This is a genomic window from Thalassobaculum sp., from assembly GCF_040219615.1.
GTDB lineage: Bacteria > Pseudomonadota > Alphaproteobacteria > Thalassobaculales > Thalassobaculaceae > Thalassobaculum_A.
The window spans coordinates 429,437-446,072 of record NZ_JAVJSE010000010.1 but is presented as its reverse complement, the minus strand read 5'-3'; the positions used below and the strand labels follow the sequence as shown (position 1 = coordinate 446,072).

Genomic DNA, 16,636 nt, shown 5'->3' with positions numbered 1-16,636 from the left:
CGGCGTCAGGAGCGGTACCAGACCCTCAGGCCGCCGATCGACGCGAATCCGGCCCGCCGGGCGGCGCCCAATTGGTCGCCGTGTTCGTAGCCGACCAGCGGCGGGCCAGGGAACGCGGCCCGGGCCTCGGCGACGAGACCGGCCCAGATCCCGTCCAGCCGGCCGTCCTCGGCGAACACGTTCGAGAGCCCGACGACCCCTGCGCCGCGATAGAGGATACCGCCGCCGATCGGGCGGTCGCCTTCGACGGCCAGCAGGAACCGGATGCCGGCATCCGGGGACAGGCGTCCGGCGAAGATCGAAGCGGCTTCCGGTCGGCCGGCCCAGGCATTTTCCCAGCCGGCGACGCCTGCCGCATCCTTCGCGGCTCGCCATCTGAATCGGCCTCCGTCGGGCGGCGCAGCCCCGCAGTCGCCCGCGAGATGGATCCACTCGGCATCGAACAGCGCGGCGAAGCCCAGGGCATCGAGGTCGAGACGGCCGAAGCTGTCCTTCACCGCCCATCCGCCCGGGCGCGGGCTGTCGAGAAGGGCGGCCACGGTATCGATCTGATCGACGGCCGCGTCCTGCAACGTCACCAGGTCGGGGTAGAGTCGCGGGGTACCCCGCCGGTTGAGCCAGACCGTATCGTGAAACTCGCCGGCCGCGCCATGCGCCGTGCAGACCGCATCGCACCAGAGCGCGTTGTTGCGGGCGGCCCGGCCGACCAGCCGGCTCTCGGCGGCGCCGCCATCGGTGCCGGGCCGGCCGGCGTCCACCGCCGGCAAGTCCGGCCGGGAGTTTCCTTCGGGTCGCATCGGCCCCCCCCTGGGACGGGCGCTCAGCCGACCGCCACCACCTCGGCGTTGGCCATCATGCCGAGCTGGCCGTGCTCGAGGATGTGGCAGTGGTAGAGCCGCAGGCCGGGCATGTCCTGGCGGATCAGGAACCGGGCGGTCTCGCCCGGCCGGACGTTGACGACATCCTTCCAGGCCCGGTAGGGCGGCTTGCGCACCCCACCGGCGTCCTCGAACTCGACGATCTGGAACTGGGTGCCGTGGACGTGGAACGGATGGTCCATGTCGGTCGGGTTCACGATCTCCCAGAGCTCGACGTCGCCGACCTTCGGGCGGATGTCGACCCGGTGCATGTCGAAGGTCTTGCCGTTGATCTGGAAGGCCATGCCCATGCCGGGATCCGGCGGGTTGCCGGTCGCCGCCATGCCCTTGCCGGCCTCGGTCATCGCCGCGTGGTCGTGACCGCCCATGGCCGGCATCGCCTTCGTCTCGGCGGCCGGGCTCTTGGCCATCATGGCACCATGGTCGTGGCCGGCCATCCCCGTCATGGTCGCCGCCCCGCCCGCGGCTGCGTCGACGGGCTTCGCCCCGGCGGCCATCGTGGCCATGCCGTGGCCGGCGCCGTGGTGCATGTGGCCCGGCATCACCTCGCCGAACTCGAAGCGTCGGGTCACCACCGGGGCGCCGAGCGCCGGAATGCTGCGCAGGACCGCGGGAAGGGGGGGCATTTCGGCCGGCGCCGTGGCTGCGGTGACCGCCACCGTCAGCAGGGCCATGTCGCCGTCGTCGGGGACCCCGGGGCCCATCCAGCCGCGGTCGTAGGGCAGGGTCCGCAGGGTCGCCGTGCCCGGCTGGTCGAACGCGACCACCACCTCCATCCGCTCGCCCGGTACCAGCAGCACCTCCGAGACCCCGGGGACCGGCGCCTCGAGCAGGCCGCCATCGGTGCCGATGACGGTCATCGCGGCGTCGCCGAAGGTCAGGCGCAGGTAGCGGCCGTTCATGGCGTTGTACAGCCGGAACCGCCGCCGGGTGCCGGCCGACACCACGAGCAGCGGGTTCTTCTGCCCGTTCACCAGCACATGGTCGCCGACCCGCCCGTTCATCATGTCGGCCGGCGTCGACGGCGGCATGGTGCCGTCGGCCGCCAGCCGCAGGTCGGTCATGAACAGCACGGTGTCGCCGTAGGCCGCCGGGATCGGGTCGACCTTCGGCTTGACCAGGAACACGCCGTTGAGGCCGCGGTAGAACTGCTCGGCGGTCAGGCCGTGCGGATGCGGATGGTACCAGTAGGAGCCGGCGCTGCCCTCGGGCAGGGTGAACTCGTAGAACCGGCCGGAGCCGCTGGCGACGATGTCCTGCGGATTGCCGTCCTGGTCGGCCGGGACCTGCATGCCGTGCCAGTGGATCGTCGACGGCTGGTCCGGGATGCCGTTCCGGAAATCGATGCGGACGCGGTCGCCCTCTGTGGCCTCGATCATCGGCCCGGGGCACAGGTCGTTGTAGGCCAGCACCGGGGTCTCGACGCCGGGCAGGTAGCGGACGGTCGCCGGACCGGCGCGCAGCTGCGCCTCGAACAGTCCCGGCGCGACCGATTCGTTGGCGAGCGGGGACAGGTCCTCGAAGGGGTTTCCCTCCAGCAACTCCGGCTTGGCCGGCATGCCTGCCTTGCCGTGGTCGTGGCCGCTGTGGCCGTGGGCGACGGCCGGCGCGACGACCCAGGCGGCCGCGCCCGTCAGTAGAAAATCGCGACGCTTCATGTTCCCAGCCCCCGCTGCGATCCGTGCCGCCATTGTAACGATGGGGACGGGACCGGGTCAAAGTGCGGGACGCGCACTGTCGGATCCGTCACATCAGCGACGGCAGGAACAGCACCACCGCGGGAAACAGCGCGATCAGCGCCAGCCGGAACAGGTCGGCGACCAGGAACGGCACGATGCCCCGGAAGATCGTCCCGATCGGCACGTCCGGCAGCACGGTCTTCAGCACGAACACGTTCAGGCCGACCGGCGGGGTGATCAGGCTGATCTCGGTCACCACCACCACGAGAATCCCGAACCAGATCAGGTCGAAGCCGAGCCCGGCCATCAGCGGCGCCAGGATCGGCACCGTCAGCAGCACCATCGACAGGCTCTCCAGCACCATGCCGAGCGCCAGGTAGATCAGCAGCACGATCCCCAGGATCGCCATCGGCGGCAGGTCGCTCGCCTCCACCAGGGCCTGCAGCGCGCCCGGCATGCCGGCGACGTTCACGAAGTTCGAGAAGATCAGCGCGCCGATCAGCACCATGAACATCATGGTGGTGGTGGCGGCGGTCTCCGACAGGGTCTCCAGCAGGTCGCGCCAGGACAGCCGGCGACGGACCAGCGCGATCGCCAGGGCGCCGGTGGCACCGATCCCGGCGGCCTCGGTGGCGGTGAACACCCCGAGATAGATGCCGCCGATCACCAGTACGAACAGGCCGAGGATGCCGGCGACGCCGGTCGAGGCGCGCAGCCGTTCGCGGTATCCCAGCCGCTCGCCGCGCGGGCCGGCCTCCGGGCGTCGCCAGCACACCACGCGCACCGCCGCCATGTAGCCGAGGATGCCGAGGATGCCGGGCACGATGCCGGCGATGAACAGCTTGCCGATGTCGGTCTGGGTGGCGACCCCGTACAGCACCAGGATCACGCTCGGCGGGATCAGGATGCCGAGCGTGCCGCCGGCGGCGATCACCCCGGTCGCCAGCGCGTCGTCGTAGCGGTAGCGGCGCATCTGCGGCAGCGCCACCTTGCCCATGGTGGCGGCGGTCGCCAGCGACGAGCCGCACACCGCCGACAGCCCGCCGCAGGCCACCGCGGTCGCCAGCGCCAGCCCGCCCGGCTTGTGGCCGAGCCAGGCGTTGCAGGCGGCGTACAGCTCGTCCGACAGCCCGGCCCGGTTGACCAGGTTGCCCATCAGGATGAACAGCGGCACCACCGACAGCGAGTAGGACAGCCCGGTGTCGAAGGCGGTCTGGCCGACGATGAACATCGCGCCGTCGAAGCCGAGGACCAGCACCAGCCCGGCGCCGCCGACCAGCGCCATCGCGATGGCGATCGGCACGCCGGCGAGCATGATGACGAGCAGGACGGCGAGGCCGGGCAGCCAGGACTCCATCACCCGGTGCCTCGGCGTCGCGGGTGGAGGCGGCGGGTGGGTTCCGGATCGCGCTGCGCGCGTCCGGAATGACGATAGGGGGGAGTGCTGCTCGCGGCCCTCGCACTCATGTCGTCATTCCGGACGGCTGCGCGCGAGCGTGGCCGATCCGGAACCCACGACGCGACGGGCGCCTCGTCCATCGATCTCACGGCCGCGCTACCTTCGCCGCCGCCGCCACGGCCCCGGCCGCCGCCAGCGCCGCCATGGCGCCGGCGACCGGGCCGAGGGGAATGCCGAGGAACACCGTGGCGTCGCCGTAGCCGAGCAGGTCGCGGGCCGTCGACCCCAGCCGCCAGGCCAGCACCGCCAGCACCAGGGCGGTCGCGGCCGCGGCGAGGCGGGCGAGGGCGCGGCGCGGCGGCGCCGGCAGCCTTGTGGTCAGCAGGTCGACGGTCACGTGCTCGCCGCGCCGGGTGACGATCGGCAGGCCGGCGAACACGATCAGCCCGAGCAACACCTCGGTGAGCTCGTAGGCGCCGTTCAGCGAGCGCCCGAAGAAGTAGCGCCCGACCACGTCGACGAAGGTGACCAGCATCATCGCGAACAGCAGCACCGCCGCGACCAGCTTGAGCGCATCGGCCGCCAGCCCGCCGGCCCGGGCCAGGGGATGCGGCGGGCGTCCCGGGTAACCCGGATGCCCGCCGTCGCCGTCGGTCACTTGGTCGCCGCGGCGACGTCGGCCTTGAGCTGGGCGATCGCCGCCTTGCCGTCGATGCCGGCGTCTCTGGCGGCGGCCAGGAAGCCGTCCTCGATGCCGGCCATCCGGGTGGTCAGCGCGCCGGCGAAGGCATCGTCGGCGGCCACGAAGGCGACACCCTTGCCGGCCATGGTCTTCATGCCGGCGGCATCGGCGGCATCCCAGGCCTTGCCCGCGAGCCGCGCCATCGCCTCGCCGGAGACCCCGTCGACCGCGGCCTTCTCGGCGGCCGACAGCTTGTCCCAGCTCGCCTGGTTCATGACCACGAAGAACGAGGTGTTGTAGAGCCCGCCGGGCACCGAGGTGCCGTGCTTGACGATGGTGTCGATCTTGAAGAACGGCACCGACTCGGCCGGGAACAGGATGCCGTCGGCGACCCCGTTCGATAGGATCTCGTAGACCTGCGGCGATGGCGCCTGCACGCCGACCATGCCGAGCCGCTTGGCGACCTCGGCGACCACGCCGCCGCCGATCCGCATCTTCAGCCCCTCGGTGTCGGCGATCTTCGTCACCGGCGTCTTGCTGGTGAAGATCATGCCCGGGCCGTGGGTGAACACCGTCAGCACGTGGACGCCGTCGTGCTCGCCCGCCTTCGCCAGGGTCGAGGCGTGCAGTTTCCAGTAGGCGACCGACAGCGCCTCGGCAGTGTCGGACAGGAACGGCAGCTCGGCCACCGGGGTCAGCTTGAAGCGGCCGGGGGTGTAGCCGTGAACGCCGTAGCCGACGTCGGCCGCACCGCTCCTGATCAGGTCGAACTGGGCCGGCGGCTTGCCGATCGGTGCCGCCATGATCTCGACCTTCACGCTGCCCTTGGTCGCGGCTTCGACCTGTTCGCCCCAGGGCTTCAGGATGTCGCGCACGATCGGGTGCGACGGCGGCAGCCAGTTGGAGACCTTCAGGGTGGTTTCTGCCTGGGCGCCGGCCGCGAGGCCGAGCGAGACGGCGATACCGAGGCCGGCGCCGAGAACACCGGCAAACAAGCGACTCATGACGTGATCCCCTCTGTCCTGTGGTGAAGCCCTACCGGGTTCCCTGCTGCGTGCCCGGTCGGCCGCTCGCCAGGGCCTTGACCAGATCGACCCTGACCTTGCCGAGCGCATTGCGCGGCAACTCCTCGACGAACACAACATCCTTCGGGTGCTTGAAGCGCGCCAGCCGGTCCCGGAAGCCGGCCAGCACCGCCGCCCGGTCGCGCGCCGCCCCCGGCGCCGGCACCACCACCGCCACCGGCACCTCGCCCCAGCGCGGGTCGGCCCGCCCGACCACGGCGGCCTCGGCCACCCCGTCCAGGGTCCGCAGCACGCGCTCCAGCTCGGCCGGGTAGATGTTCTCGCCGCCGGAGATGATCACGTTCTTGAGGCGGTCGCGGAACCAATAGGCGCCGTTGCGGTCGCGCAGCGCCAGGTCGCCGGTGCGGAACCAGCCGTCATGGAACGCGGCGGCGGTCGCCGCGTCGTCGTCCCAGTAGCCGGCCGCGACGTTGGCGCCCTTCACCTGGATCTCGCCGACCGTGCCGTCCGGCACCTCGGCGCCGTCTTCGTCGACCAGCCGGATCGAGCAGCCCGGCGCCGGCCGACCGATCGAGCCGAGCTCGCCGTCGGGGTCGCCGACGGTCTGGAACACCGCGACCGGCGCGGTCTCGGTGGCGCCGTAGACCTGGATCACCGGGACGCCGCGGTCGCGGAACGCAACCATCAGCTCGACCGGCACGTCGGAGGAGCCTGTGGCCACCGCCCGCAGCGACGACAGGTCGGTCGCGGCCCAGCGCGGATGCTCGATCATCGCCTTCAGGGTGGCCGGCACCAGCACCGTCAGGCTCGGCCGCAGGGTCTCGATGGCCGCGAGGGTCGCGCCGGGGTCGAAGCGCTCGTGCAGGGTGACCGTGCCGCCGGCCTGCAGCACCGGCGTGGTCTGGATATTCAGCCCGCCGACATGGAACATCGGCAGCACCGTCAGCACGCGGTCGCCGGCGGTCATCGCGTGCATGGCCCGGGCGTTGGCGGCGTTGGCGGCGACCGCGCCCTGCGTCAGCACCGCGCCCTTCGGCCGGCCGGTGGTGCCGGAGGTGTAGACGACCAGCAGCGGGTCGGCGTCGCCGCCGGTGTCTTCGACGGTGGCTGCGCCGGCGACCGCCGCCAGGCCGCCGGCGGCCGGGTCGGCCAGGTGGACGGCGCAGGCCGCAGGGTCGTGCGGCAGCGCCGCCGCGCTTTCGGCGAAGGCCGGCTGCGCGACCAGCAGCTTGGGGCCGCAGTCGAGCATGACGTAGCGCAGCTCGGGCACCGCCAGCCGCCAGTTGAGCGGCACCAGCACCGCCCCCAGGCGGGCGACCGCGAACAGCAGCACCAGCATGTCGGGATGGTTGGTGCCGAGCCAGGCCACCCGGTCGCCGCGGCCGATCCCGTGGGTCGCGCGCAGCCATCCGGCGGTGCCGTCGATCAGCGCGGCCATCCGGGCATAGTCCAGGGTCGCGTCGCCGAACCGCACGGCCGGCGCATCCGGACGCTCGGCGGCGTGGCGGTCGATCCAGGCGGCGATCGAGGGCATCAGTCGTCCCGCTCGCCGGGCTCGTACAGCGCCTCGCGGCCGACCCGGTCCAGGCAGATCTCGGCGGTCCAGGGCAGCATCAGCGAGCCGCAGCGGCTGTCGCGGTACAGCCGCTCCAGCGGCAGCGACTTCAGCATCGACTGGCCGCCGCAGGTCCGGATCGCCAGCTGGCAGATCTCGTTGGCGTTTTCCATCACCGTGTACTGCGCCATGTAGGCGCGCAGCACCTGCTCCTTGCTGGGGTCCGGCCGCGCCTCGGTGACCGCCTGGAACCACAGCGCCTTGGTCTGCTCGAGCATCAGCCGCATCTGGGCGACGCCGAGTTGCTTGGTCGGGAACATGCGGCGCTTCACCGGCGGCAGGCCCGGCACCTCGCCGCGCAGATAGGCGACCGTGAAGTCGTAGGCGGCCTGGGCGATCCCCATGTAGGTCGGCGACAGGGTCATGAACATGTGCGGCCAGCGCGTGGCGGCCTGGTAGTAGACGCCGCGCGGCATCAGCTGGGCGTCGTCCGGGACGAACACGTCCTCCAGCAGCAGCGTGCGCGAGACCGTGCCGCGCATGCCGAGCGGGTCCCAGTCGCCGACCACCTTCACGCCGTCGGCGGTGGCCGGCACCGCGATGTACATGGTGTCGCGGCGCGACGGCCGCTCGCCCTCGCGAATCTCGCCGCACAGCACCCCGTAGTAGTCGGCGTGGCCGGACAGCGAGGCGAAGATCTTCTTGCCGTTGACCACCCAGCCGCCGTCGGCCCGCCTGGCGCTGGTCGAGAACGGCACCACCCCGGCGGCCGCCGCCCCGCCCTCGGAGAACGGCTGGGCGTAGATCGCGCCGTCGTCGAGGATCCGGCGATAGTGCACCGACCGCCGCTCGACATGGGTGGCGCGGTCATCCGCCGTCATCTCCAGGTCGTCGGACAGCGGTCCGGTCCACAGGCACGAGCAGACATGCATGTTCCAGGTCAGCGCGGTCGCGCCGCAGTAGCGGCCAATCTCGGCGGCGGTCAGCATGTAGGCCCGGAAGTCGGCACCGCGGCCGCCTTCGGCCTCCGGCACGCAGATCCCCAGCAGCCCGGCGGCGTGCATGTCGCGGTAGTTCTCGGTCGGGAACCGGGCGTCGCGGTCGATCTCGGCGGCGCGGCCGGCGAACAGCCCCTTGCCGATCCGACGGGCGAGCAGCCCGAGCTCGGCCTCGCGGTCGGTCAGCCGGAACGCCGCCGGATCGAAGATCGGTGGGTCGGCCTGGACGGCGGAGAGGTCGAGGATGTCCATGATGGCCTCCGTCTGCGTCATATGCCCGTCGCTCCATGGGTTCCGGATCGGCCCCTCTGGGGAGGAGCCGTCCGGAATGACGGAAGGGGGGGGGAGCTTCCCGGTTCCCAATTTCCCCCTCGTCATTCCGGGCAAGCGAAGCGCGGCCCGGAACCCACCCGCCGCCGCAGCGCCCGATCATCCCGGCACCTGTTCCAGGAACTCCCGGACCAGCGCGTTGAACGCCGCCGGCTGCTCGAGCGGCGCCATGTGGCCGGTTGCGGCCAGGCAGGCGTAGCGGGCGCCGGCGATCTTGCGGCTCATGCTCTCCATGGTCCGGGCCGGGGCGTTCCGGTCGACCTCGCCGGCGACCAGCAGGGTGGGCGTGGCGATCCCGGCCATGTCCGCGAACCGGTCGAAGGTCGCGAGGCAGCGGATGGCGGCCCGGTAGGTGTCGGCCGGGACCGCGGCCATCGCCGCCTGGATCGCCGGCCCGGCGAACGGATCGGCGTCCGGGCCGACCAGCCGGTCGGCCGCGACCTTGGCGAGGTCGGCCATGGTCTGGCCGGCGTCCAGCGGCGCCAGGCGGTCGCGCACGAACTTCTCCTGGAAGCTGCCGTCCTTGCTGCCGAAGGCGGCGGTGGTGCCGGACAGCACCAGCGAGCGGACCCGCGCCGGGCGGGTGGCGACGAATTCCTGCGCGACCATTCCGCCGATCGAGTGGCCGACCAGATCGGCCCGCTCGGCCTTCAGGCGGTCGAGCAGGCCCTCCAGCGCCTCGGCCAGGCCGGCGAAGGTCATCTCGCCGTCCAGCCGGCTGCCGCCGTAGCCGGGCATGTTCCAGGCGACCACGTCGAAGCCGTCCGCCAGGGCCTCGAGCTGCGGCGCGAAGGTCTCGCCGCCGCCGCCGATGCCGTGCAGCAGCACGACGGTCCGTCGGCCGGCGCGGCCTTGCCGAAGATAGGTGACGGTCATCGCAGGTCCTCCGCCAGCTCGCCGTCGACCACCACGGGGACGCCGTCCAGGGCGATCGTGCAGCCGCGCACCGGCAGGTCGAAATGGCCCTTGGTGAAGCGGCCGGCGAATTCGTTGGCCCCGGTCGAGTACAGGAAGTTGCCGGCGTAGGCCCGCAGCTCGGTGCCGTTGGTGTCGCGCCGGTCATACATCGCCAGCGCCTCGTAGCGGGCGCGGGCGTTCATCCCGAAGCCGACATGGCTGGTGGCGTAGGCCTCGCGGTCGCCCCAGGCCGCGAAGTAGCGGCGCATCAGCTCGGCGTCGGTGCCGGTGCCGTCGATCGCGGTGACGTAGTCGTCGACCAGGGTCAGGGTCACCGCGCTGTCCAGGTAGCGCTTGAAGGTCAGGTTGGCGTCGCCGGCGTCCAGCACCAGCCGGCCGTTCACCGATCCGGCGCGCGGGAAGCTGACCACCAGCCCGGCCGGCCAGTGCGCCACCGTGCGCGGCCGGTCGCACCAGCCCCAGACCCCGACGGTCGAGGCCTCGCGCAGGTCGACCGTCAGGTCGGTGCCGGCCGCCGAGGTCACGGTCATGGCGGCGGCCCCGCGCACCCGCCTGACCGCGTCCTTCACCGGGCGGTCGTCGCCGGCGGCCGGGACCAGCCGCTCGAGCGCGTCGGGATGCTCGTTGGAGACCATCAGCAGGCGGGCACCGTCGGCCAGCACCTGGGGCAGTTCAGGGGCGTGCAGCAGGCCCTCGACCGTCAGGTCGACGACCAGGCCGGAGGCTCTCAGCGCCTGGATCGCCGCCGCCTGCCCGCCGAGCGCGGCCGAGGCGCCGGTCGATCGTACCGGCACCGGTGCGTCCTGCGGCGGGGTCGGGACCACCACGTGGAACGGCCGGGCTCCGAGCCGCTGCAGCGCCAGCTCGGCGAGCCGGACGTTCAGGACGCGCGACTGGGTCTCGGACAGCAGGGCGACGGTTTCGCCCTCGGTTACCTTGCAGAGCGCGAAGACCCGGGCGAAGGCGTCGATCCACTTGGCCTCGATCCGGTCGGCGAGCATGGGCGTATCCCTGTTGTTGGCGACCGCCCGCTTCGTCCGGCCGCCGAAAGATCTGGCGAAGCCTAGCAACGGCTGGTATTTCATGAAATGGCATATTTTGATGTCTGAACGATTGGTGGGGCGCATGGCTACCGCTGCCGATCCGTCGGATAGCCGGGGTTTTCGCGATGCCCTCGGCCGGTTCGCCACCGGGGTGACGATCGTCACGACCCTGGACGGCGCCGGGCGGCCGGTCGGCCTGACCGCCAACTCGTTCAACTCGGTCTCGCTCGACCCGCCGATGGTGCTGTGGAGCCTGGCGCGCCGCTCGCTGAACCTGCCCGTCTTCCTGGAGGCCGGCCACTTCGCCGTCAACGTGCTGGCGGCCGACCAGCGGGCGCTGTCGGACCGCTTCGCGCGGCCGGCCGGCGACCGCTTCGCCGGGGTCGACTGGGAGGCCGGGACCGCCGGCGTGCCGGTGCTGCCGGGCACTGTCGCCAGCTTCGAATGCGCCACCGACAGCAGCATCGAGGGCGGCGACCACGTCATCTTCCTCGGCCGGGTCGCCCGTTTCCGCCACGCCGACAGGGAGCCGCTGATCTATCATGCGGGACGCTACGGCACCCCGGCCGCCCGGGGCTGACCCGGCGGCAGCCGGCGACGACGGCCGGCCGGCACGGTTCGTCGACGGCTATCTGCTGTATCTCCTGGCCCGTGCCTCCGGCATCGCCAGCGCCGAGTTCCACGACCGCCTGAAGGCGCGCGGCGTGCCGGTCCCGGTATGGCGTATCCTGGCGGTCCTGAGGGGCACTGCCGGCGTCACCGTCGGCGAACTGGCGGCGCGCTGCCTGGCCAACCAGCCGACCATCACCAAGACCGTCGACCGGTTGCAGGCGCGGGGGCTGGTGGTTCGCATCACCGACGCCGGCGACCGGCGCCGGGTGTTCGTGCGCCTGACCCCGGCCGGCGAGATGCTGGTCGACGAGCTGATCGACGACGCGAAGGCGCACCAGGACCGGCTGGTCCGGGCCATGGGCCTGGGCGAGAGCCGGATTCTGGTCGACGCCCTGCAACGCCTGATCGCAAGCGCCGGCAGCGATTGCTAGGCAGAATCGTCCCGGCGCCGCACATCCGGTGCCGGGCTCGCCCGGCAGTTGAACGCCGCCCGATGCGCGATCGCCGGCGACTCAGGACTCTCATTGGTTAAGCCCGGTCCGGCACGCCGCTTGCTACCCGGACTCCGTTGCCTGACTCGCAACGGGGGAGAACCGATGAACCTGATACGACCGGAGGAGCGCATCCTGGTCGCCAGTGGCCAGCGTGACGACCTGTTCCGCATCCGCGAGGGCGTGCACTGGCTGCCGGAGGATTCCGTGGAGTGGGTGCAGTCCTCGGACGAGGCCAGGGAGCGGTTGGACGATCCCGGCCACCCGTTCGCCCTGGTCCTGGTCGACCGCGAGATCGCGCCGGGGCCTGCGCCGATGCTGTTCAACCATCTGCGCCGCGACCCCGCGAGCCCGTATCCCGGGCTGGCGATCGCCTTGATCGGCACCGAGGTGACCGAGGTCGACGTCCGGCGGGCCACCCAGGCCGGCTGCGTCTTCACCCTCAGCCGGCCGTTCAGCCTGCCGGCGATCGCGGCGGCGGTGCAGCGCTGGCCGCTCGACCGTGCCGACTTCCTGGTCGGCGGCGCCTATGTCGGGCCGGAGCGCCGGCGCGCCGGCGAGCGGCCGCCCGGCGAACGCCGCAGCACAGCCCCGACCGAGCAGTCGATCGCCTCGACCGCCCGGCTCTACGATATCGCGCCGGAGACCACGGCGTTCCGCTTCAAACGGTTCCCGGCCGGCAGCAGCGGCAACTCCGCCGCCCTGCGCCTGCGCAACGGGTTGACCCGCGCCACGGTCAACCCGGCCTTCGCGCATATCGCCGTCAAGAAGCGCGAGGGCCTCGGCGCGCTGGTCCGCCAGGCCGGCGCCATGGGCGAGACCTGGCGGCAGTTGCAGGCCACCCTGGCGCCGGGCGCCCTGACCAGGCTGAACCGGCAGGCGGTGCAGTCCTACGAGCTGTCGTCGCAGCGCGGCCTGCTGCTGCTGGCGGCGATCACCGGGTCGCTGGCGCGCTACAGCGCCGGGCGGCACGGCCTCGGCCCGCGGCTGGTGGGCTTCCTGCGGGCCCATCTCGACGGGGTCTCGGCGGCGCTGCGCCACCGTATCGATGACGACGGCGGCCCGGTCGGCCGCAACATCATGTCGACCCTGAAGGATGCCGAGCGCCTGTTCACAGGCCCGAAGGACGAGACCCCGGGCGAACCGGACTTCGCGGTCACCGTGCGGATGGCCGGACGGGCCTAGTATCCCGCTTTTCCGGGCAGTTGCCGGAATGTCACCGGGATCAGGGACCGGCGCGGTCGCTCAGCTCGGTGTGGTCCGCGTGGTGCGCGCCGCCTCGACGGTCGCGCGGCCGGTCTGCCGGGCCTTGCCTTCGCGGTGGGCGATGAACAGCGCGCTGGCGACGATGATGCCCGAGCCGATCCAGGTGTAGATGCTGGGCGCCTCGCCGAACATCGCGTAGCCGATCAGCGCCGACCACAGCAGCTGCAGGAAGCGGGCCGACGACACCGCGGAGATCTCGCCGACCTTGAAGCCCTGCATCATCGCCAGGTGGCCGAGGGTCGCCAGCCCGGCGATGGCGATGGTCAGCAGCCATTCCTCCGGGGTCGGCGCCCGCCAGATCATCATCGCCGGCACGAAGGTGACGAGGGTCACGAACACCGAGAGATAGGCGACCACCGCCGGTCCGGTCTCGTGCCGGGTCAGCACCTTCGCGATCAGGTCGGAGGCCGCGAAGATCGGCGCGGCGATCAGCATGGCGATGGCGCCCGGATCGACCTCGGCGAAGCCCGGCCGCACGATCAGCAGCGCCCCGAACAGCCCGGCGACCACCGCCGAGATCCGCGGCAGGCGGATGACCTCGCGCAGGAACAGGGCGGCGCCGATGGTCGCGAACACCGGATTGGTGAAGCCGATCGCCGTGACCTCGGCGAGCGGGATCCGGCTCATCGCGTAGAACCACAGCATCACGCCGGTGCCGTGCATCAGGCCGCGCACCGTATGCAGCTTCCAGTTGGCCGCCACCACGTCGGCCCAGCGCACCCTGACGAAGAACGGCGCCAGGAACAGCAGCCCGAAGCCGTAGCGCAGGAACGAGGTCTGGATCGGGTCCATGGTGGCGCCCACATACCGGACCAGCGCCATGAAGCTCGAGAAGATCAGCCCGGACAGGGCGATCCAGAACATCCCCTGGACGTTCGGCGAGACCGCCGCCAGGGCGGCACGCCATTGGGCGACGGGCGGCATATAGTGAATTCCGGAGACGCTCGGCGCCGGTGGGGAAGCACAGGCCAGCGCCTTGGAGAAAACAAAGGGAGCACGCAGTCATGACCGGATCAAGCCCGATCGCCCCGTCGACCGCCCGGTTGCCGGACAGCCTGGTTTCAACCGAGTGGCTGGCGGCAAATCTCGGTGCATCGGGGCTGCGGGTGTTCGACACCACCTGCTTCCTGGTGCCCGACCCGCAGACCACGCTGCGCGCCGAGAGCGGCCGGTCCAGCTACGAGCGGGCGCATATCCCGGGTTCCGCCTTCCTGGACATCACCGGCGACGAATTCTCCGACCCGGCCGGGCGATTCCGGTTCACCATGCCGAGCCCGGAACGGCTGGCCGAGGCGTTCGGCGCCCACGGCATCGGCGACGACACCGCGGTGGTGCTGTACGCCGCCGACAACCCGAGCTGGGCCACCCGGTTCTGGTGGATGCTGCAGGTCGCCGGCCACGACAACGCCGCGGTGCTGGACGGCGGGCTGAAGAAATGGACGGCCGAGGGCCGGCCGGTCGAGAGCGGTGCCGAGCGCCATCCGCCGGCGACCCTGACCCCGGACCCGCGCCCGCACCTCGTGGTCGGCCGCGACGGCGTGCTGGAGGCGCTGGCCGGCGGCGCCTGCGTGATCAATGCCCTGTCGCCCGAGCAGCACCGCGGCGAGGGCGTGCACTACGGCCGGCCCGGGCGGATCGCCGGCTCGGTCAACGTCGCCTCGCGCGATCTCCTGGACCCGTCGACCAACGCGTTCATTCCGCGCGGGGAGATCGCCGCGGCGATGCGCGAGGCCGGGGCCCTGGATGCCGAGCGCGTGGTCCCCTACTGTGGCGGCGGCATCGCCGCCAGCGTGACGACCTTCTGGCTGACCCGGCTCGGCCACCGCAACGTGGCGCTGTACGACAACTCGCTCGGCGAATGGGTGACCGACCCCGACCTGCCGATGCAGACCGGCTGAGGCCCGTCGCGCCGTGGGTTCCGGCTCGGTCGCGCCGGCGCGGCGCGCCCGTCCGGAATGACGACAGGAGGGGGCTGAAGCGGCGCGAGCCGCATCGTTGACCCGCAGTCGCAAATGCGCCCCCGTCGTCATTCCGGAGCGAACCGCCGGCGGCGGGGCGCATCCGGAACCCATGAAGCGAAGGGCGGCGCAGCGTTCCCGCCGCCCTGCCTAGTCCGGGATCACCGCGATGGCGTCGATCTCGACCAGCCATTCCGGCCGCGCGAGCGCCGACACCACGATGCCGGTCGACACCGGGAACACCCCCTTCAGCCACCGGCCGACGACCCGGTACACCGCCTCGCGGTAGCGCGGGTCGACCAGGTAGATGGTGATCTTGGTGACGTGCTCGAGCTCGGCGCCGGCCTCCTTCAGCAGCATGGCGATGTTGGCCATCGCCTGCTCGGCCTGGCCGGCGGCGTCGCCGACCGCGACGCTGGCGGAGCTGTCCAGGTCCTGGCCGATCTGGCCGCGCACGAACACCATGGCGCCCCGCGCCACCACCACCTGGCAGAGGTCGTTGTCGAGCTTCTGCTCCGGGTAGGTGTCGGCGGTGTTGAACTGGCGGATGCGGGTGTGGGCGACCATCGGCGTCGGGGCTCCAGGCGGGTCGAGGACGCGGCCAGCTTAGCAGGCGCCAGCGGACTTGTGCGTCACCCGATTCGCCGTCCGTGGCCGGCGTCGAACAGGTGCAGGTGCTCGGGCCGGGCGGCCAGCGGCAGGGTCTCGTGCGGGCGGACGCGGTGGATGCCGGGCAGGCGGACCACCACCGGGCTGTCGCCGGCGACCCCGTGCACGATGGTCTCGGCGCCCTGCGGCTCGACCATGCGGACCGACAGCGTGAAGGCGGCGGCCTCCGGATCGACGCTCAGATGCTCGGGCCGGATCCCCAGGGTGGCGCGGCCGTGCGGCGCGTCGTGGCCGTTCAGGGCCAGGCTGCCGGCGCCGAACCGGGCCTCGCGGCCGGCGATCTCGGCGTCCAGGAAGTTCATCGGCGGCGAGCCGATGAACGAGGCGACGAAGGTCGAGGCCGGGCGCTCGTAGACCTCGAGCGGGGCGCCGATCTGCTCGACATGGCCGTCGTTCATCACCACCAGCACGTCGCCCATGGTCATCGCCTCGACCTGATCGTGGGTGACGTAGAGCGAGGTCGCGCCGAGCTCCTCGTGCAGCCGCCGGATCTCCAGGCGCATGGTCACCCGCAGCTTGGCGTCCAGGTTGGACAGCGGCTCGTCGAACAGGAACACGTCGGGCTCGCGCACGATCGCCCGGCCCATGGCGACCCGCTGGCGCTGGCCGCCCGAGAGCTGGCGCGGCTTGCGCTCCAGCAGGCCGTCCAGGTGCAGGATGCCGGCGGCGCGCGCGACCCGACGGCGGATCTCGTCGCGCGGGGTGCCGCGCAACTCCAGCCCGAAGGCGATGTTCCTGGCGACCGTCAGGTGCGGGTACAGCGCGTAGTTCTGGAACACCATGGCGACGTTGCGGTCCTTCGGCTCGACCCCGGTGACGTCGCGGCCGCCGATCCGGATGCTGCCGCCGGTGACGTCCTCCAGCCCGGCGACCATGCGCAGCAGCGTGGACTTGCCGCAGCCCGACGGACCGACCACCACGGCGAACCGGCGGTCGGCCACCGTCAGGTCGACGCCGTGGATCACCTCGTGGGCGTCGAACGACTTGCGGACGTCGGAGAGTTCGATCTCGGCCATGCGGCACCCCCGTTGCTCGGATCGGCGTCCCTTAGCGGGTTTGCGTGACGGTTTGATGAGAGCGCCCGTCGCGTCGTGGGTTCCGGCTCCACTCCGCCTGCGGCGGACCGGTCCGGA

16 protein-coding genes are annotated in these 16,636 nt (G+C 72.0%); 4 read left to right on the top strand and 12 right to left on the bottom strand.

Annotated features, from left to right (window positions below; all coding sequences use genetic code 11):
- Positions 1 to 5: 5 nt before the first annotated feature.
- The 9 genes from RIC31_RS06875 to RIC31_RS06835 form a co-directional block, all read right to left on the bottom strand.
- Positions 6 to 797, bottom strand: coding sequence for a hypothetical protein (locus RIC31_RS06875; protein WP_350104613.1), 792 nt, complete (start codon positions 795 to 797; stop codon positions 6 to 8).
- A 23-nt stretch (positions 798 to 820) separates the two neighbouring features.
- Positions 821 to 2,536, bottom strand: a complete 1,716-nt coding sequence (locus tag RIC31_RS06870; protein ID WP_350104612.1) for a multicopper oxidase family protein — start codon at positions 2,534 to 2,536, stop codon at positions 821 to 823.
- Between the two features lie 88 nt (positions 2,537 to 2,624).
- Positions 2,625 to 3,914, bottom strand: coding sequence for a TRAP transporter large permease (locus tag RIC31_RS06865; RefSeq protein ID WP_350104611.1), 1,290 nt, complete (start codon positions 3,912 to 3,914; stop codon positions 2,625 to 2,627).
- Between the two features lie 187 nt (positions 3,915 to 4,101).
- A complete protein-coding gene (locus RIC31_RS06860; RefSeq protein WP_350104610.1) occupies positions 4,102 to 4,614 on the bottom strand; it encodes a TRAP transporter small permease in 513 nt (170 codons plus the stop codon).
- Entirely contained in the window at positions 4,611 to 5,642 is a 1,032-nt protein-coding gene (locus RIC31_RS06855) for a TRAP transporter substrate-binding protein (RefSeq protein WP_350104609.1), read from the bottom strand. Before RIC31_RS06855 ends, RIC31_RS06860 begins: the two co-directional genes overlap by 4 nt.
- A 31-nt stretch (positions 5,643 to 5,673) precedes the next feature.
- Positions 5,674 to 7,197, bottom strand: a complete 1,524-nt coding sequence (locus tag RIC31_RS06850) for an AMP-binding protein (protein WP_350104608.1) — start codon at positions 7,195 to 7,197, stop codon at positions 5,674 to 5,676.
- Positions 7,197 to 8,489, bottom strand: coding sequence for an acyl-CoA dehydrogenase family protein (locus RIC31_RS06845; protein ID WP_350104607.1), 1,293 nt, complete (start codon positions 8,487 to 8,489; stop codon positions 7,197 to 7,199). The genes RIC31_RS06850 and RIC31_RS06845 overlap by 1 nt, the downstream gene beginning before the upstream one ends.
- A 156-nt stretch (positions 8,490 to 8,645) precedes the next feature.
- Positions 8,646 to 9,422 carry an alpha/beta fold hydrolase gene (locus RIC31_RS06840; RefSeq protein ID WP_350104606.1) on the bottom strand — a complete coding sequence of 259 codons (777 nt, stop codon included), beginning with the start codon at positions 9,420 to 9,422 and terminating at the stop codon, positions 8,646 to 8,648.
- Positions 9,419 to 10,465 carry a 2,5-dihydroxypyridine 5,6-dioxygenase NicX family protein gene (locus RIC31_RS06835; RefSeq protein WP_350104604.1) on the bottom strand — a complete coding sequence of 349 codons (1,047 nt, stop codon included), beginning with the start codon at positions 10,463 to 10,465 and terminating at the stop codon, positions 9,419 to 9,421. The genes RIC31_RS06840 and RIC31_RS06835 overlap by 4 nt, the downstream gene beginning before the upstream one ends.
- A 124-nt stretch (positions 10,466 to 10,589) precedes the next feature.
- Here RIC31_RS06835 and RIC31_RS06830 point away from each other — a divergent pair, with 124 nt between their 5' ends.
- From RIC31_RS06830 to RIC31_RS06820, 3 genes are all read left to right on the top strand, one after another.
- Entirely contained in the window at positions 10,590 to 11,087 is a 498-nt protein-coding gene (locus RIC31_RS06830; protein ID WP_350104601.1) for a flavin reductase family protein, read from the top strand.
- Complete coding sequence (locus RIC31_RS06825) at positions 11,050 to 11,550, top strand: MarR family winged helix-turn-helix transcriptional regulator (RefSeq protein WP_350104599.1); 501 nt, start codon at positions 11,050 to 11,052, stop codon at positions 11,548 to 11,550. The genes RIC31_RS06830 and RIC31_RS06825 overlap by 38 nt, the downstream gene beginning before the upstream one ends.
- Positions 11,551 to 11,715: 165 nt before the next feature.
- Positions 11,716 to 12,795 carry a hypothetical protein gene (locus tag RIC31_RS06820; RefSeq protein ID WP_350104597.1) on the top strand — a complete coding sequence of 360 codons (1,080 nt, stop codon included), beginning with the start codon at positions 11,716 to 11,718 and terminating at the stop codon, positions 12,793 to 12,795.
- A 60-nt stretch (positions 12,796 to 12,855) separates the two neighbouring features.
- Here RIC31_RS06820 and RIC31_RS06815 read toward each other — a convergent pair whose 3' ends face one another.
- Positions 12,856 to 13,800 carry a DMT family transporter gene (locus tag RIC31_RS06815; protein ID WP_350104595.1) on the bottom strand — a complete coding sequence of 315 codons (945 nt, stop codon included), beginning with the start codon at positions 13,798 to 13,800 and terminating at the stop codon, positions 12,856 to 12,858.
- 80 nt (positions 13,801 to 13,880) lie between these two features.
- Here RIC31_RS06815 and RIC31_RS06810 point away from each other — a divergent pair, with 80 nt between their 5' ends.
- Complete coding sequence (locus RIC31_RS06810; RefSeq protein WP_350104593.1) at positions 13,881 to 14,774, top strand: sulfurtransferase; 894 nt, start codon at positions 13,881 to 13,883, stop codon at positions 14,772 to 14,774.
- Positions 14,775 to 14,984: 210 nt separating this feature from the next.
- On the opposite strand, the gene RIC31_RS06805 is transcribed toward RIC31_RS06810, so the two are convergent.
- Together RIC31_RS06805 and RIC31_RS06800 are read right to left on the bottom strand one after the other, a co-directional pair.
- Positions 14,985 to 15,401 (bottom strand): RidA family protein, encoded by a 417-nt coding sequence (locus RIC31_RS06805; RefSeq protein WP_350104591.1) that lies wholly within the window; start codon positions 15,399 to 15,401, stop codon positions 14,985 to 14,987.
- Positions 15,402 to 15,466: 65 nt separating this feature from the next.
- Complete coding sequence (locus RIC31_RS06800) at positions 15,467 to 16,519, bottom strand: ABC transporter ATP-binding protein (RefSeq protein ID WP_350104589.1); 1,053 nt, start codon at positions 16,517 to 16,519, stop codon at positions 15,467 to 15,469.
- Positions 16,520 to 16,636: the final 117 nt, after the last annotated feature.

Excerpts from the sequence above, each read along its gene's own strand:
- RIC31_RS06810 (WP_350104593.1), top strand. The coding sequence starts at position 13,881 with ATGACCGGATCAAGCCCGATCGCCCCGTCGACCGCCCGGTTGCCGGAC.
- RIC31_RS06850 (WP_350104608.1), bottom strand. The coding sequence starts at position 7,197 with ATGCCCTCGATCGCCGCCTGGATCGACCGCCACGCCGCCGAGCGTCCG.
- RIC31_RS06855 (WP_350104609.1), bottom strand. The coding sequence starts at position 5,642 with ATGAGTCGCTTGTTTGCCGGTGTTCTCGGCGCCGGCCTCGGTATCGCC.
- RIC31_RS06875 (WP_350104613.1), bottom strand. The coding sequence starts at position 797 with ATGCGACCCGAAGGAAACTCCCGGCCGGACTTGCCGGCGGTGGACGCC.
- RIC31_RS06845 (WP_350104607.1), bottom strand. The coding sequence starts at position 8,489 with ATGACGCAGACGGAGGCCATCATGGACATCCTCGACCTCTCCGCCGTC.
- RIC31_RS06825 (WP_350104599.1), top strand. The coding sequence starts at position 11,050 with ATGCGGGACGCTACGGCACCCCGGCCGCCCGGGGCTGACCCGGCGGCA.
- RIC31_RS06815 (WP_350104595.1), bottom strand. The coding sequence starts at position 13,800 with ATGCCGCCCGTCGCCCAATGGCGTGCCGCCCTGGCGGCGGTCTCGCCG.
- RIC31_RS06865 (WP_350104611.1), bottom strand. The coding sequence starts at position 3,914 with ATGGAGTCCTGGCTGCCCGGCCTCGCCGTCCTGCTCGTCATCATGCTC.
- RIC31_RS06800 (WP_350104589.1), bottom strand. The coding sequence starts at position 16,519 with ATGGCCGAGATCGAACTCTCCGACGTCCGCAAGTCGTTCGACGCCCAC.
- RIC31_RS06820 (WP_350104597.1), top strand. The coding sequence starts at position 11,716 with ATGAACCTGATACGACCGGAGGAGCGCATCCTGGTCGCCAGTGGCCAG.
- RIC31_RS06870 (WP_350104612.1), bottom strand. The coding sequence starts at position 2,536 with ATGAAGCGTCGCGATTTTCTACTGACGGGCGCGGCCGCCTGGGTCGTC.
- RIC31_RS06835 (WP_350104604.1), bottom strand. The coding sequence starts at position 10,465 with ATGCTCGCCGACCGGATCGAGGCCAAGTGGATCGACGCCTTCGCCCGG.
- RIC31_RS06840 (WP_350104606.1), bottom strand. The coding sequence starts at position 9,422 with ATGACCGTCACCTATCTTCGGCAAGGCCGCGCCGGCCGACGGACCGTC.
- RIC31_RS06830 (WP_350104601.1), top strand. The coding sequence starts at position 10,590 with ATGGCTACCGCTGCCGATCCGTCGGATAGCCGGGGTTTTCGCGATGCC.
- RIC31_RS06805 (WP_350104591.1), bottom strand. The coding sequence starts at position 15,401 with ATGGTCGCCCACACCCGCATCCGCCAGTTCAACACCGCCGACACCTAC.